16 protein-coding genes and 2 tRNA genes are annotated in these 14,125 nt (G+C 71.9%); 6 read left to right on the plus strand and 12 right to left on the minus strand.

Annotated features, from left to right (window positions below):
- Positions 1–10: 10 nt before the first annotated feature.
- The 3 genes from HZZ00_RS33565 to HZZ00_RS33575 all read right to left on the minus strand — a co-directional run bounded on the left by HZZ00_RS33565 (position 11) and on the right by HZZ00_RS33575 (position 2,273).
- Positions 11–1,066: a UDP-N-acetylmuramate dehydrogenase gene (locus tag HZZ00_RS33565; RefSeq protein ID WP_180329848.1), complete on the minus strand. Its 1,056-nt coding sequence runs from the start codon at positions 1,064–1,066 to the stop codon at positions 11–13.
- Between the two features lie 125 nt (positions 1,067–1,191).
- A complete protein-coding gene (locus HZZ00_RS33570; protein WP_180329849.1) occupies positions 1,192–1,401 on the minus strand; it encodes a DUF397 domain-containing protein in 210 nt (69 codons plus the stop codon).
- The gene (locus tag HZZ00_RS33575) at positions 1,398–2,273 is read right to left on the minus strand and encodes a helix-turn-helix transcriptional regulator (RefSeq protein ID WP_180329850.1); all 876 of its coding nucleotides are present in this window, start codon (positions 2,271–2,273) and stop codon (positions 1,398–1,400) included. The genes HZZ00_RS33570 and HZZ00_RS33575 overlap by 4 nt, the downstream gene beginning before the upstream one ends.
- A gap of 155 nt (positions 2,274–2,428) precedes the next feature.
- On the opposite strand from HZZ00_RS33575, the gene HZZ00_RS33580 reads away from it, so the two are divergent.
- Positions 2,429–2,854, plus strand: a complete 426-nt coding sequence (locus HZZ00_RS33580; RefSeq protein WP_180329851.1) for an ATP-binding protein — start codon at positions 2,429–2,431, stop codon at positions 2,852–2,854.
- Positions 2,855–2,864: 10 nt separating this feature from the next.
- On the opposite strand, the gene HZZ00_RS33585 is transcribed toward HZZ00_RS33580, so the two are convergent.
- From HZZ00_RS33585 to HZZ00_RS33615, 7 genes are all read right to left on the minus strand, one after another.
- Complete coding sequence (locus HZZ00_RS33585) at positions 2,865–4,292, minus strand: MFS transporter (protein WP_180329852.1); 1,428 nt, start codon at positions 4,290–4,292, stop codon at positions 2,865–2,867.
- A gap of 93 nt (positions 4,293–4,385) precedes the next feature.
- Complete coding sequence (locus tag HZZ00_RS33590) at positions 4,386–4,967, minus strand: TetR/AcrR family transcriptional regulator (protein WP_180329853.1); 582 nt, start codon at positions 4,965–4,967, stop codon at positions 4,386–4,388.
- A gap of 127 nt (positions 4,968–5,094) precedes the next feature.
- Positions 5,095–5,523 (minus strand): MaoC family dehydratase, encoded by a 429-nt coding sequence (locus HZZ00_RS33595; RefSeq protein ID WP_180329854.1) that lies wholly within the window; start codon positions 5,521–5,523, stop codon positions 5,095–5,097.
- A gap of 7 nt (positions 5,524–5,530) precedes the next feature.
- Positions 5,531–5,983 (minus strand): MaoC family dehydratase N-terminal domain-containing protein, encoded by a 453-nt coding sequence (locus HZZ00_RS33600; RefSeq protein ID WP_070026347.1) that lies wholly within the window; start codon positions 5,981–5,983, stop codon positions 5,531–5,533.
- A gap of 112 nt (positions 5,984–6,095) precedes the next feature.
- Positions 6,096–6,260, minus strand: coding sequence for a 50S ribosomal protein L33 (rpmG, locus tag HZZ00_RS33605; protein ID WP_003948671.1), 165 nt, complete (start codon positions 6,258–6,260; stop codon positions 6,096–6,098).
- 90 nt (positions 6,261–6,350) lie between these two features.
- A tRNA-Met gene (locus HZZ00_RS33610) sits at positions 6,351–6,423 on the minus strand.
- Positions 6,424–6,469: 46 nt separating this feature from the next.
- A tRNA-Thr gene (locus HZZ00_RS33615) sits at positions 6,470–6,542 on the minus strand.
- Positions 6,543–6,881: 339 nt separating this feature from the next.
- Here HZZ00_RS33615 and HZZ00_RS33620 point away from each other — a divergent pair.
- Complete coding sequence (locus tag HZZ00_RS33620; protein ID WP_180329855.1) at positions 6,882–8,165, plus strand: amidohydrolase family protein; 1,284 nt, start codon at positions 6,882–6,884, stop codon at positions 8,163–8,165.
- Positions 8,166–8,249: 84 nt separating this feature from the next.
- On the plus strand, positions 8,250–8,906 hold the full coding sequence (locus tag HZZ00_RS33625; RefSeq protein ID WP_180329856.1) for an SDR family oxidoreductase: 657 nt from the start codon (positions 8,250–8,252) through the stop codon (positions 8,904–8,906).
- Between the two features lie 28 nt (positions 8,907–8,934).
- On the opposite strand, the gene HZZ00_RS33630 is transcribed toward HZZ00_RS33625, so the two are convergent.
- Together HZZ00_RS33630 and HZZ00_RS33635 are read right to left on the minus strand one after the other, a co-directional pair.
- Positions 8,935–9,147 carry a hypothetical protein gene (locus HZZ00_RS33630; protein WP_070026350.1) on the minus strand — a complete coding sequence of 71 codons (213 nt, stop codon included), beginning with the start codon at positions 9,145–9,147 and terminating at the stop codon, positions 8,935–8,937.
- Between the two features lie 18 nt (positions 9,148–9,165).
- A complete protein-coding gene (locus HZZ00_RS33635) occupies positions 9,166–9,390 on the minus strand; it encodes a hypothetical protein (RefSeq protein WP_177330156.1) in 225 nt (74 codons plus the stop codon).
- Positions 9,391–9,540: 150 nt separating this feature from the next.
- Between HZZ00_RS33635 and HZZ00_RS33640 the strand changes: the two genes are divergently transcribed.
- The 3 genes from HZZ00_RS33640 to HZZ00_RS33650 all read left to right on the plus strand — a co-directional run bounded on the left by HZZ00_RS33640 (position 9,541) and on the right by HZZ00_RS33650 (position 13,938).
- Positions 9,541–12,165 carry a SpoIIE family protein phosphatase gene (locus HZZ00_RS33640; RefSeq protein ID WP_180329857.1) on the plus strand — a complete coding sequence of 875 codons (2,625 nt, stop codon included), beginning with the start codon at positions 9,541–9,543 and terminating at the stop codon, positions 12,163–12,165.
- Positions 12,166–12,790: 625 nt separating this feature from the next.
- Positions 12,791–13,087, plus strand: coding sequence for a hypothetical protein (locus tag HZZ00_RS33645; RefSeq protein ID WP_180329858.1), 297 nt, complete (start codon positions 12,791–12,793; stop codon positions 13,085–13,087).
- Positions 13,087–13,938 (plus strand): Crp/Fnr family transcriptional regulator, encoded by an 852-nt coding sequence (locus HZZ00_RS33650; RefSeq protein WP_180329859.1) that lies wholly within the window; start codon positions 13,087–13,089, stop codon positions 13,936–13,938. Before HZZ00_RS33645 ends, HZZ00_RS33650 begins: the two co-directional genes overlap by 1 nt.
- Positions 13,939–14,125 lie beyond the last annotated feature (187 nt).

Raw genomic sequence — 14,125 nt, forward strand, 5'->3', positions numbered from 1 at the left:
TCACGGGGCCCTACAGGCCGACGCCCACCATCACCGGCTCGTTGACGAGGGTGATCCCGAACGCCTCGCGCACCCCGGCGACGACCTCGCGGGCGAGGGCGAGCAGGTCCTCGGTGGTGGCCTCGCCGCGGTTGGTGAGGGCGAGGGTGTGCTTGGTGGAGATGCGGGCGGGCCCGGTGCCGTACCCCTTGGTGTAGCCGGCCTTGTCGATCAGCCAGGCGGCGGAGGTCTTCGTACGGCCTTCGCCCGCCGGGTAGGCGGGCGGCTCGACGTCCGCGCCGAGCCGCTCGCGCACGCGTGCCCGGAACGCCGTGAACCGCTCCTCGGTGAGGATCGGGTTGGTGAAGAAGGAACCGGCCGACCAGGTGTCGTGGTCCTCGGGGTCGAGGACCATGCCCTTGCCCGCCCGCAGCTTCAGCACCGTCTCGCGGGCCCGGGCGAGCGGCACCCGGTCCCCGGGCTCCACGCCGAGGGTCCGGGCCGTCTCCGCGTACCTGACCGGCGCGGACAGCCCGCCCGCGTCCTCCAGCTCGAAGCGGACGCGCAGCACGACGTACCGCTCGGGGTCGGCCTTGAAGCGGCTGTGGCGGTACGAGAAGGCGCACTCCTCGTTGGTGAGGGCGACCGTTTCGCCGGCGCGGCGGTCGTAGGCGATCACCTCGGAGATGGTGGCGGAGACCTCCTGTCCGTACGCCCCCACGTTCTGGATCGGCGTGGCGCCCGCGGACCCGGGGATCCCGGCCAGGCACTCGATGCCGGCGAGCCCGGCCTCCACGCTGCGGGCGACGGCGTCGCTCCACACCTCGCCGGCCGCCAGCTCCAGGGTCGTGCCGCGCAGCTCCACCCCGCGGGTGGCGATCCGCAGCGCGGTGCCGTCGAATCCCTTGTCCCCGATGACCAGGTTCGACCCGCCGCCGATGATCAGCAGGGGCGTCCCGCTGTCGTCGGCCTCCCGTACGGCGTCGATCACCTCGGCATCGGTCCCGGCGGTCACCAACCGCGTGGCGGGCCCACCGAGCCGGAAGGTGGTGAGCGGGGCGAGGGGGGCGTCGTGGAGTACGTGCACGGCCCCAAGACTACGAGAACGGGCCGACGGGGCGGGACGAGCGGGGGGCTGGTGGGGTCTGGGACGCCGACCCGCCGGGCCGGCCGTCCCGCACCACACCATCCTGGTAACCGCCCTGAAAGGGCTCAGCCCGCCGAGGCGTACGACACGAAGCGCGCCCACGCACCGGGGGTCAGCGTCAGCCGGGGGCCCTCGGTGTTCTTGGAGTCGCGGACATGCACGGTACCGGGGGAAACGGCCAGCTCGACGCAGGAGTTGCCGTCGTTGCCGCTGCTGTAGCTGCTCTTGAACCACGCCAGCTCGGAGGCGTCCCCGGCCGTGGTCTTGCGGATCATGTTTCTCCCAGCAGTTGCTCGATGAAGGCCAGCGACTCCCGCGGCGAGAGCGCCTGAGCCCGGATGGTGCCATACCGCAGCTCGAGGATGCGCAGGTGTTTGGGGTCGGAGGTCGGACGGCCGTTGAACGCCCCGTCGGAACGGCCTACCGCCGAACCGTCTGCAAACTTCAGAAGTTCGATCTTGCCGTCCATGCCGGAGTGCATCTCGCAGTTCAACGGCATCACCTGAAGCACGACGTTGTGCAACCGCCCCACCTCCGACAGGCGTTCAAGCTGCCGACGCCGCACCATTGTGCCCCCGATAGGGCGCCGCAGAGCCGCCTCCTCCAAGACGAAGCTGAGGGCAGGTGCGGGGGAACGGTCGAAGACCGAAGCGCGAGCCACTCGTGCGGCCACCATCCGTTCCACCTCGTCCGGGGAGTACGGAGGCTGCATGGCCTCGAACAAGGCTTTCGCATGGTCAGCGACCTGCAGCAGCCCGTTGATGCCGTTGCTTTCGTAGATGCCGATCTCCACCGCTTGGGCCTCCAGCTTGGCCAGTTCCCGAACCTGCTTCGGATACCGGACCTTCTTCACGTCCTCCCACGTCGCCGCGATGACGCCGCCCGCCCCCAGCACCCGGTCGGACTCGGCCAGGTACTCGCGCCGGGGGATCCGTTTTCCGCCCTCGACCTTGTAGACCAGGTCCTCGCCGTAGCCGATGGCCGCCCCGAACTCGGCGGCGCGCATGCCCGACGCCTCGCGCAGCAGCTTCAGCTGCCGTCCCACCATGGTGATCACGGCCACGCCCCACTCGTCGTCCGGATCCACCTCCCACCCGGGTTCGTTCGTCTCCGTGCCGGGTCGTACCGCCTCGCCGTCCACCGACATTCCGCACCCCTCCGTAGTCCCGCGCCCTGTCGCGGCGCCCTACCCGTGACAACGGCGCCGACAGCCCGGACAGCACTGGACAACCCGCCGACAGTCACCGCACGCGACCACCCGTTCACTCCGCACGGTAGGTGTTTCCGGTCACGCTGAGCAGCGTGAACCAGAAGATCGCCGCCGGCACGGCCCAACCGCCCGCCCCCTCCCCCGTCTTCAGCCTGCTGCTGTCGTCCACCCGGCGCGGGGCCCGCCTCGCCCGGCTGCTCGCCGAGGCGCAGTTGCGGCAATGGGGGCTGCCCACGGACCCCGCGACGCACCTCGTGGCCGAGCTGGCGGCGAATGCCGTCACGCACGGCCGGGTGCCGGGCCGGGACTTCCGGCTGACGCTCCGCCGCGTCGGCGACCGGCTCCGGATCGAGGTCACCGACCCGCGCGGCGAGCGGCTGCCGGACGTCCGACGGCCCGCCGTGGACGCCGAGTCGGGGCGTGGGCTGCTCCTGGTGGACGCCCTGGCGGACCGTTGGGGGGTGATCGAGGGCCCGTTTCCGTGCAAGACCGTGTGGGCCGAGTGCGTCCCGGGGTGACGTGCCGGCGTCAGCCCGCCCTGGTCTCCAGGGCCGGTGCGGCCGGTTCCGCCGGTGCCGGCCGGGGGCCGCCGGCGCGTGCCGGGATCACCAGCGCGCACAGCGCGGCGAGGGCGACCACCGAGGCGCCGGTGATCAGGGCCGGGCGCAGACCGTCGACGAAGGACCGGGCGGAGGTGTAGCCGCCGTACGCCGAGAAGATCGAGGACATCACCGCGATGCCGAGCGCGCCGCCCACCTCGCGCAGGGCGTTGTTCGCGCCGGAGGCGATGCCCTGTTCCTGCGGGCGCACGCTGGACATCACCAGGGCGGCGGCCGGGGCGAAGTACAGGGCCATGCCGGCGCCGCTGAGGACGAGGGCGGGCAGCTGGTCGGCGTAGGAGGCGTGCGCGGTGACCACACAGGCCAGGTAGCCGAGGCCGGCGGCCTGGAGCAGCAGGCCGGCGGCGACGACCGGGCGGCCGCCCACGCGGTCGGACAGGAACCCGGCGATCGGCGCGACGAGCATCGGCATCCCGGTCCACGGCAGCATCCTGAGCCCGGCGTCCGTGGGCGAGTAGCCCAGCACGTTCTGCATGTACTGGCTGAGCAGGAAGATCGAGCCGAACATGCCGACGAACATCAGCAGGCTCGCCGCGTTGATGCCGGAGAAGGCCCGGGAGCGGAACAGGCGCATCGGCAGCATGGGGTTCGCGGCCCGTGAGCTCCAGCCCACGAAGGCGAGCAGGAGCACGCCGCCGGCCGACAGCGCGGTCAGCACGACCGGGTCCGTCCAGCCGTCGGAAGGGCCCCTGACCAGGCTGTACACGATCCCGAAGAGGCCGCCGCCGGCGAGCAGGGTGCCGGGGACGTCGAGGCGGGCGTCGGCGCCGTACGACTCGGCCAACCGCAGCCGCGCCAGCGGCAGGACGAGCAGGCCGAGCGGGACGTTCAGCCAGAAGATCCAGTGCCAGGACACGTGTTCGGTGAGGCTGCCGCCGATCAGCGGACCGGAGGCGACCGCGAGCCCGTTGACCGCGCCCCATATGCCGTACACCGTGCCGCGCCTGGCCGCCGGTACCGCCGCGGTCAGCAGGGTCAGCGTGAGCGGCATCATCACCGCGGCGCCCACGCCCTGCACCGCGCGCGCGGCGATCAGCGAGCCGATGCCGGGCGCCAGCGCCGCGGCGGCCGAGGCGCCGGTGAAGACGGTGAGTCCGGCGATGAACAGCCGCCTGCGCCCGAACCGGTCGCCGAGCGCGGCGCCGAACATCAGCAGGCAGGCGAAGGTGAGCGTGTACGCGCTCACCGTCCACTCCAGATCATCCAGCGCGCCGCCGAGATCCTGGCGGATCGAGGGCAGGGCGGTGGTGACGACGAGGTTGTCCAGGGCCGCCATGAAGCCGGCGACGCTGGTGACGAGAAGCGCCCAGGCGGCGCTCCTGCGGGTCTGTGACATCGTTCCCCCGGGGATGAGTCCCGTTCGACTGGTTAGTTATTACTGACTAACTTCTGCGGGCGCGGGTCCGCCCATGGGTGTCGCGCGCCTTGCCTACGCCTCGGGTCCGCCCGTTACGCGCCGGAACGGGTCCGCTTCCGCGTGCAGCCCCTCCCACACCCGGTGCTCGGCCGGGAAGCCGAGGGCCACCAGGCAGTTGATGAGCATTCCGCAGGCCATGAAGTGGGTCGTGCCGGTCACGTCGGCGCCGAGCGGCACATGGACGGCGTCCCACAGCCGCATCCACCCGGCCCGCACGGCCTCGCCGAACTCCCGGTCGCCCTCCTGTTCGGCGGCCGCGACGGCCAGGAACATCTGCATCTGCATCATCAGCCGCGAGGGCTGCTCGGCGATGGCCGCCTTGTAGGCCGTGGCCATGGCGTGCAGGGCCTCCTCGCCCTCCAGCCCCTCGGCCGCCTCCTCGAACATGCGGATGGTGTCCTGGATGCAGCGGTCCGCCGCGGCCAGGAAGATCGCCCGCTTCCCCGGGAAGAGCCGGAAGAGGTACGGCTGTGACACGCCGACCCGCTTGGCGATGGCCTCGGTGGAGGTGCCGTAGTAGCCCCCTCGGCCGAACTCCTCCATCGCCGCTCGAACGACGCTTTCGCGCCGCTCTTCCGCACTCATCCTGGGCATGGAAGTAAGTTAGTACTCAATTACTACTTCCACAACCCCGTGATCCCGCCTGGAGACGCGTAAGGGGCGCCCCCAGGGAGGACGCCCCTTACGTCTACCGCTCAGCCGCCGGACCGCGGGCCTGCCGTCAGGCCAGTCGTACGACCGCCCGCGACATGCCCAGCACCTTCTGGCCGCCGCTGGTCGCCGTGAGGTCGACGCGGACGGTGTTGTCGTCCAGCTTGGCCGCGACCTTGCCGCTGACCTCGATCAGGGCGCCCTGGTCGTCGTTGGGCACGACGACCGGCTTGGTGAAGCGGACGCCGTACTCGACCACGGCGCCCGGGTCGCCGAGCCAGTCGGTGACCACGCGGATCGCCTCGGCCATGGTGAACATGCCGTGCGCGATCACGTCCGGCAGGCCCACCTCCTTGGCGAACTTCTCGTTCCAGTGGATGGGGTTGAAGTCCCCGGAGGCGCCCGCGTAGCGCACCAGGGTGGCGCGGGTCACGGGGAAGGTCTGGGCCGGCAGCTCGGTGCCGACCTCGACGTCGTCGTAGCCGATCTTCGCGGTCATCAGCTGCTCACGCCTCCTCGGCCGCGCGGGCCACGAGCTTGGTCCAGGCGGTCACGACGTGCTCGCCCGCCTCGTCGTGCACCTCGCCGCGGATGTCCAGGATGTCGTTGCCCGCGAGGGACTTGATCGCCTCGATGGTCGAGGTGACCGTGAGCCGGTCGCCGGCGCGCACCGGGCGGCGGTAGGCGAACTTCTGGTCGCCGTGCACGACCCGGCTGTAGTCCAGGCCGAGCTGGGGGTCCTCGATGACCTGGCCGGCGGCGCGGAAGGTGATGGAGAACACGAAGGTCGGGGGGGCGATCACGTCGGAGTGCCCGTACGCCTTGGCGGCTTCCGGGTCCGTGAACACCGGGTTGGTCTCCCCCACGGCCTCGGCGAACTCGCGGATCTTCTCCCGGCCCACCTCGTAGGGGGCGGTGGGCGGGTAGGTCCGTCCCACGAAGGACTGGTCGAGCGCCATGGCCCGGCACCTCCTGATGTCTGGTGTGAGGGTCCCAAATTAGCCGGGCCCGACCGCGGGAACGCCGCGAGGCCGCCCCCTCGGAAGGGGACGGCCTCGCGAACGAGCCTATTTATCGCGTTTCGCGGTGCGCGGTGTGCGCGTTGCAACGCGGGCAGTGCTTCTTCATCTCAAGGCGATCCGGGTTGTTACGCCGGTTCTTCTTGGTGATGTAGTTCCGCTCCTTGCACTCCACGCAGGCCAGCGTGATCTTCGGGCGGACGTCGGTGGCAGCCACGTGAGTGCTCCTAGGACGAACGGATGGACTTATTCAACGCAAGAAAGAGTAGCCGATCGAAGGACCGACCCCACAATCGGCTACTGTCAGTAGCGGTGACCGGACTTGAACCGGTGACACAGCGATTATGAGCCGCTTGCTCTACCGACTGAGCTACACCGCTTTGATGAGATCGGAACCCGTCTTGCGACGGGAACCTCTCACACCAGAGCCCCAAAACGGAATCGAACCGTTGACCTTCTCCTTACCATGGAGACGCTCTGCCGACTGAGCTATTGGGGCGAGCGATGAAGACATTACACGGTCCGCCGCCGTTCGCCCAAATCCGTATCCCCCCGGGGGCGGGCGCGCCTCGTGGCGGGCGGCCGGGGTGCGGGTGCGCGGGTGGCGGGGGTGCGGCGAGGGGGCCGAGCGGGTGCGACGGCGCGGCTCGGGAGGGTGCCTGATGCGCCGGCGCGGGGAGCGGCGACGGGCCGCGTCGCTCCGGGGGCCACGCCGGTACGACTATTGCGCTCCTGCGCCGTCCGCGCGGCTCGCCACCCTAGGCTCGGTCCGCCTTGTGTGATCTTGGGACGCCTCCCGGTCACCGGCCCCCGCCCCCTCTGCCCTCCCTGGAGCGCGATGCCCGACAGCCAGCCGCAGCCGCACCCGCCGTCGAACTGGTCGGGGTCCTCGGGCCCGTCCGGGTCCCGGGGACCGGGCGACCCGGGCGGCCTGCTGCTGTGCGGGGCGCGGCTCACCGACGGACGGACCGTGGACGTACGGCTGGACGGCGGGCGGATCGAGGCCGTGGGCACCGCGGGCAGCCTGGCGTCGGGTCCGGCGCGCGCGGGCGTGCAGCGCGTCGACCTGACCGGCTATCTGCTGCTGCCCGCCCCGGCGGAGCCGCACGCCCACGGCGACACCGCCCTGTCCGCCGAGCGCCCGGGCCCGGCCTCGTACGCCCCCGACGACGTCCAGCGCCGGGCCACGGAGTCCGCGCTGCTCCAGCTGGCGCACGGGGCGACGGCCGTACGGGCGCACGTGCGCGTGGGCGACGTGCAGGGGCTGGGCGCGCTGGGTGCCGTTCTGCGGGCGCGGCGGGCGCTGCGCGGGCTCGCGGAGCTGACGACGGTGGCGATGCCGCGGCTGCTGACGGGGGTGGCCGGCGCGGACGGGCTGGCGGTGCTGCGGGACGCGGCGAAGATGGGCGCGGCGGTGGTGGGCGGCTGCCCGGACCTGGACCCGGACCCCACGGGGTACGTGGAGGCGGTGCTGGAGGTGGCCTCGGAGCACGGCTGCCCGGTGGACCTGCACACCGACGCGGCGGACCCGGCCCGGTTGTCCCGGCTCGCGGCGATGGCGGGTGGTCTGCGCCCCGGCGTGACGATCGGGCCGTGCGCCGGTCTCGCGCACCTGCCCGCGGACATCGCCTCCCGCGCCGCCGACCAGCTGGCGGCGGCCGGGGTGACGGTGGTGTGCCTGCCCCAGGGCGGCTGCGGGGGCGCCGACCGCCGGGGGACGGCGCCGGTACGGCTGCTGCGGGCGGCCGGGGTGCGGGTGGCGGCCGGCAGCGGCGCCCTGCGGGACGTGTCGAACCCCGTGGGCCGCGGCGACCCCCTGGAGGCGGCCTATCTCCTCGCCTCCGCCCACGGCCTCGGACCCGAGGACGCCTACGACGCGGTGAGCACCTCCGCCCGGGCCGCGCTCGGCCTGCCCCGGGTCAGCGTGGAGGCGGGCTTCCCGGCCGAACTCCTCGCCGTGCGCGGCGACCACCTCCCCGGCGCCCTCTCCCTCGCCTACAGCCGCATCGTGATCCACCACGGCCGGGTGGTGGCCCGTACCAGCGCGGTCCGCGAGTACCGCAACTCGGCGGTGCCCGCGGAACCCGGGCTGCCCCGGCAGGGGCGGGGAGAGGCACCGTAGGGCCGGCGGGCACGCGCCGCCGGCCGGCCGGAGCGGGGCCAACCCGTGCGGCGGGCGGGGGCCTTCGGGCGTACGGTCGGAAGCATGCGCATTGTCATCGCTGGAGGGCACGGTCAGATCGCGTTGCGGCTGGAGCGGCTGCTCGCCGCGCGTGGATACGAGGTCGCGGGGATCATCCGCGCGGCGGAACAGGCCGGCGACCTGCGCTCGGCCGGCGCCGAGCCGGTGGTGCTGGATCTGGAGTCGGCCTCGGTGGAGGAGGTCGCCGAGCGGCTGCGGGGCGCGGACGCGGCGGTCTTCGCGGCCGGCGCCGGTCCGGGCAGCGGCACGGCCCGCAAGGAGACGGTGGACAAGGGCGCGGCGGTGCTGTTCGCGGACGCGGCCGTGCGCGCGGGCGTACGCCGTTTCGTCGTGGTGTCGTCGATGGGCGCGGACCCGGCGCACCAGGGCGACGAGGTCTTCGACGCCTATCTGCGCGCCAAGGGCGAGGCCGACGCCCACGTGGCCCGCCAGAAGGACCTGGACTGGACGATCCTGCGGCCCGGTTCGCTGACCGACGACGCGGGCACCGGCCTGGTCCGGCTGGAGGCGCACACCGGGCGCGGCATGGTCCCGCGCGACGACGTGGCGGCCGTACTCGCGGAGTTGGTGGACACGTCGGCGACGGCCGGTCTGACACTGGAGCTGACGGGTGGTTCGACGCCGGTGTCGGTCGCGGTGAAGTCGGTGGCCGGCAACTGAGTCCCCGGCAAGGTTAGTTGACGGCGAGTCAGAACAGCGGCAGCTGGCCGGGGAACTCGGGCACGACATAGCCGTCCAACGTCGGCTGCGCCGCTCCGAGTCGGGCCTGCCGCCGGGAGCCCTCGCAGGAGACGAGCCGCGTGCCCTCGCGCGCCCCGGGCGGGTCGTGCCGGGCGAAACGGCCCGCCACGACGGCGATCTCGCGGTGGCACACAGGGCAGGTTCTGCGTCGGGAGGACATACCGCCAGTGTGCCCGGTTCAGGTGCGCGACTCCGCCTCCCAGCGCTCGGGGCCCACCCCGCGCCAGTCGATCAACGGGGAGTCCGCCACCTGCTCGGGCTCGATCTCCAGCCCCGCCCGGCGCAGGAATTCCACCAGGTCCCGCACGTTGTGCGCGAGCCCGAGGATCTCCCCGTCCACCCGGACCCGGCGGCCGCCGGTCGGGGAGGGCAGGTGCACCACGATGGGTCGCTTGCCGGTCATGGCTCCAGCATCGTCCGGACGCGGCACCGCCGCACCCGCACCCGGATCACGGTCCGGATCCGGCCTTCCATATTCGTTCACTCGTTCGATTCTAGTGAATCCTCCGGGCGGGCCCCGGGTGGGGTGGAGGTATCTGGGCACCCGGCGGCCATGGGCACTTCCGCGCCGCCCGGAGCGCCGTCGCGACGGCTGCCTCCGGAACCGAAAAGCGCCGCGATCGCCCGGCGGTTCGTGCGATCGGCGCTCGGGGACGTCGTGCCCGAGCTGCGGGACACCGCCGAACTGCTGGTCGACGAGCTGGTGACCAACGCGGTGATCCACGCGCGCGCCGAAGTGGAGGTGCAGGTCTGGGCCGCCGAGGACCGGGTGTGCGCGCGGATCGGCGATTCCCGGCCGGAGCGCGGTCTGGTGCCGCACGACCGCCACCCGTACGCCTGCACCGGGCGGGGCCTGGCGCTGGTGGAGGAGCTGGCGGCCAGCTACGGCGTCCACAGCGGGGAGGACCGCAAGACGGTCTGGTTCGAGCTGTGGCCCGAGCCCCCGGCGCCGCCGACGTCCGCGTGGGAGACCATGGGGCCCTGCGGCCGGACCGTGACCGTGGCGCTCGACGACGTGCCGTACGCCCTGTACTGGGCCGCGCAGCAGCAGTGGGAGGGGACGCTGCGCGAACTGGTCCTCGCCCCGTCCGCCGCCGACCGGGCCGGCATCCGGCCGAAGGAGCTGCTGGCCGCCCGGGAGATGAGCCAGGTGATCTCCGCCTGCATGACGGCCGCGGTGAAGCAGGAGACGCCCGACACCACGACCCTCTCGCTGGCGGTGGTCTTCCCCGCGGACGCCGCCGCGGACGCGGCGGCCCTGGGCCAGGTACTCGACAGGGCGGACATGGCCGCACGGCGCGGGGACCTGCTCACTCTTCCGGCCCTCCCGCAGATCCGGGCCTTCCGGCGCTGGCTGCTCTCGCAGATCGTCGGCCAGCTGTCCGGGCGGCACCCCACGGCATGGACGCTGGCCCGCGGCGCGCCGGGCGCGATCCCCGCGAAGCTGGCGCCCTGGGACGCGAGCGAGGTGGAGGCCGCCAACGTGCCGACCATCGCGGCCGACGACGGCAACCGGATCATCGCGGTGAACAACTCGGCGGCGAACCTGCTGGGCTGGTCCGCGCACGACCTCGTCGGGCGGCGGCTGACGGTGCTGATCCCCGAGCACCTGCGCGAGCGCCATGTGGCGGGCTTCAGCGCGCTGCTGCTGACCGGTGAGTCCCGCATCCTGGGCCGTTCGATACCGATGCCCGCGCTCCACCACGACGGGCACGCGGTCCCCGTCCGCCTGGCCATCCAGACGCAGGAGGCGATCGACGGGCGCAGCGTGTTCGTCGCCCAGCTCACCACCACGACGGCCGGGCCCGCTCCGCCGTACGCCCCGCCGGGCAGCCGGTTCGCGACCCGGCCCGCGCCGGGACCGGTGCACCTGCCGACCGCCACGAAGAGGGCGCGCAGGGTGACCGTCGACCGGGCGGTGTCCGAGTGGCTGCCTCTGTTCGCCGACACCAGCGCCGCCCTGAACAGCACCCCCGACCTGGGCGAACGGATGCGGCGGGTGTGCCATGTGCTGACCCAGTGGCTGGCCGACTGGTGCGCGGTGGACCTGCTCGACCACGGCGAGGTGGAACGCGTCTGCATCGTCCACCGCGATCCCCACCTCGTGATCCCCGGCGGTCACCTCGGCCGGCTCCCTCCGAGAACCGACACCACGAAGGCTCCGCTGCCCCGGGTGCTGCGCGGCGCGGGTCCGCTGCTGGTGACCGAGATCCCGGCGCCCGGCCGGACGGACAACCCCCTGGACGCCCGGCAGCTGGAGCTGGTGGGGGAGCTGGGCGGCAGCACCGCGGTCATCGCTCCGCTCCGTGGCGACCAGGAGGTCTTCGGCGCGCTGACCCTGGTCCGCACGGATGACGAAGCGCCCTTCACCAAGGACGACATCCCGCTCGTCGCGGAACTGGTCCGCGGCATCGCGGTGGGACTGGACAACGCCCGCCAGCACCAGAACACCCACGCCAACGCCGAACACCTCCAGCGCGCCCTGCTGCCGGAGCTGCCCCGTGCCCGCCATCTGGAACTGGTCGCCCGCTACGTCCCCTCCAGCACCACGGCCAAGATCGGCGGTGACTGGTACGACGCCTTCGCCCTGCCCGGCGGCGACACCGTGCTGGTCATCGGCGACGTGTCGGGCCACGACCTCCAGGCCGCCGTGGCCATGAGCACCCTGCGCAACATGCTCCGCGGCCTCGCCGTCGACCGCCCCGAGCCGCCCGGCGACGTCCTGCACCGCCTGGACCTCGCGAGCCACACCCTCTCCCCGCGCTCCACCGCCACCTGCGTCTACGCCCTGCTGAAGGACGCCGGCGGCACCGGGCACCCGGACCTGCACCACTCGTCAGCGGGTCACCTGCCGCCCCTGCTGGTCACCCCGGAGGGCGGCGCCCACTACCTGGAGTCCGGCCGGGGGCTGCTGATCGGCATGGACCCCGACATCCCCCGACCGTCCGCGTGCGACCCGCTGCCGCCCCACTCCACCCTGCTGCTCTTCACCGACGGTCTCATCGAGCGCCGCGGACAGTCCCTCGACGTCGGCCTGGAGCTCCTGCGCGAGTACGCCGCCACGCTGGCGCGGGACTCCCTCGACGTCTTCTGCGACGAACTGGTCATCAAGTTCGGCGGCGACGCCACGGACGACATCGCCCTGCTCGCACTGCGCCCGTCGGGGTGCCCGCGATGAAGGCCCTGCGGGGTGAGAGCGCGGGCTGCGCGGCCCACTCGCGGGGAACCGTGGACTCGCGGGCACCCCGGGCTGTCAGTCCCTGCGGGTAAGCTGCCCCGCCGCTTCTCGGCTCCGCGGCGATACTCCGCCCGCCCGCCCGCGCCGCAAACGACCAGTGGCGGCACCTCGGTGCCGCCACTCACTCGTTCAGCTTCTTCATCTTCTGATGTGTCCTCGCAGGTCGGAGGCGTCTCCTCGTGGTCGGGGCCCTCCGGGGCACCACCCCCAGAGGAAGCCCCGACAAGCTGCGCTGGACCGGCCAGGCACAACGTCAGCTCCGTTGAATGTAACGGCGGGACGGTCAGAACCATTCCCTAAAGATCGGGAATCCCGAGAGTTACCCGTTAGTAATCCCAGAATTTTACGGAAATGGTTCTTTGCTTCGACACCACAGAGGGAAGAGCTGCAAATCCCTGCCCCAAGGGTGACATTTCCGCGCCACACCGATCGTGCTATATCCTGCCCGATCAAGAGCGTTCCCTCTTATGCCGTACCTCACCAGTCCGGCTGGGGTTCCCTTATGTCCACGTCGCATCGCTGGACCGGCCAATACCTCTGTACAACTTCAGAAGGAACCGAAGGAATGGACTTCCTTACGGCCGCGGTCATGATCGTCGCGATCACGGCCGCCACTGCCGTCCTCACCGTCAAGCTCCTGTCGTCCGCGCCGGCGCGCATCGCGGCCGTCCTCACGGCGATCACCGCGTTGTTCGCCGTCATCCCGCACGTCATCCAGCCGCTCTCCCCCGCCGCGCCCGCGCCGACGCCGTCGACCACGGCGAACGCGACACCAGTCCAGTCGGGCGACGCCGCTTCGGTTCCGTTCTCCAGCCGCCCGACAGGGCCCTCGGGCATCAGCGGCGCCGGGGGTGCTTCCTGATGGACCGGGCAAGACGCGAGCGCGAAGCGGCAGCCGGCGGCGCCCGCACCAAGGGAACGCTGCAACGCATGGTCCTCGGCAACTCCGTGTACACCTTCGACATGGAGACCGGCCGGGTGGGCCATGGCCTGTCCGGCTCGCGCGCTCTGCGCGGGCTCATCGACCTCAACCCGTTCCTGTCCGAGCTGCCGAGGCCCACCCGCCAGGAGTTCGCCAGCACCTTCACGACTCGATCGAGCAGCCGCAACGACCAGTTGAGGGGTTCCGTGGGCTCGACGGTCCACGTGGTCCTCTCCGGCTGCGTGTACGAGGAGTCCTCCTACGGCGAGGACACGACGGTGCGGCTCCATGGCGCCGGCGCCGTGCTCGGTGCCGCCGAGATCTTCAATCCCGAACTCCACGCGCCCACGGCGCGCTGCCTCAACAGCACGCTCACCCTGGCCGTCCCGCTGTCCCGCATGCGCGGCATCGTCGAACACAGCTCGGTCATCGCGGCCTCGCTCGGCAAGGTGCTGGCGGATCAGCTCCTCGTCGCGGAGCGGGTCTACAACCGCCGGAGCCTGCTCCCGGAGCAGCGGCTCGCCGGCCTCTTCGTGCACCTCCTGGACCGGTGCGCCGTGCCGTGCACGACGTACGGCCGGATGATCGAAGGCCCTTCACAGGGAGACCTCGCCGACGCCTTGTCGGTCAGCCGAGCCACTGTCGAGAATGCCCTCAAGGTCCTACGGGACCGCAACCTCGTCACGACCGGATATCGCCGTTACCGATTCCCGAATGAGCGGGAACTCGCCTCCTTCGGCAGGGTCCGCACACTTTCCCAGACCGTCACCGGGGCGACCAAAGTTCAATAGTCAACATTCCCCCCTCTTCCACGCCTCTGGAAAGAACCTTCCAGGGGCGTTTTTACGACACCCTCTTCACTCGCGATCACGCATGATCGATAATTGCCTTGACGTCGAGATAAGCAGCGTCACGCCAGAGCCGCCCGAGGGTCGCCTTTATTTCGCTTTGGCCGCTTCAAATACATTTATCCTTTGC

This window comes from Streptomyces sp. NEAU-sy36 (genome assembly GCF_013423905.1).
Taxonomy (GTDB): domain Bacteria; phylum Actinomycetota; class Actinomycetes; order Streptomycetales; family Streptomycetaceae; genus Streptomyces; species Streptomyces misionensis.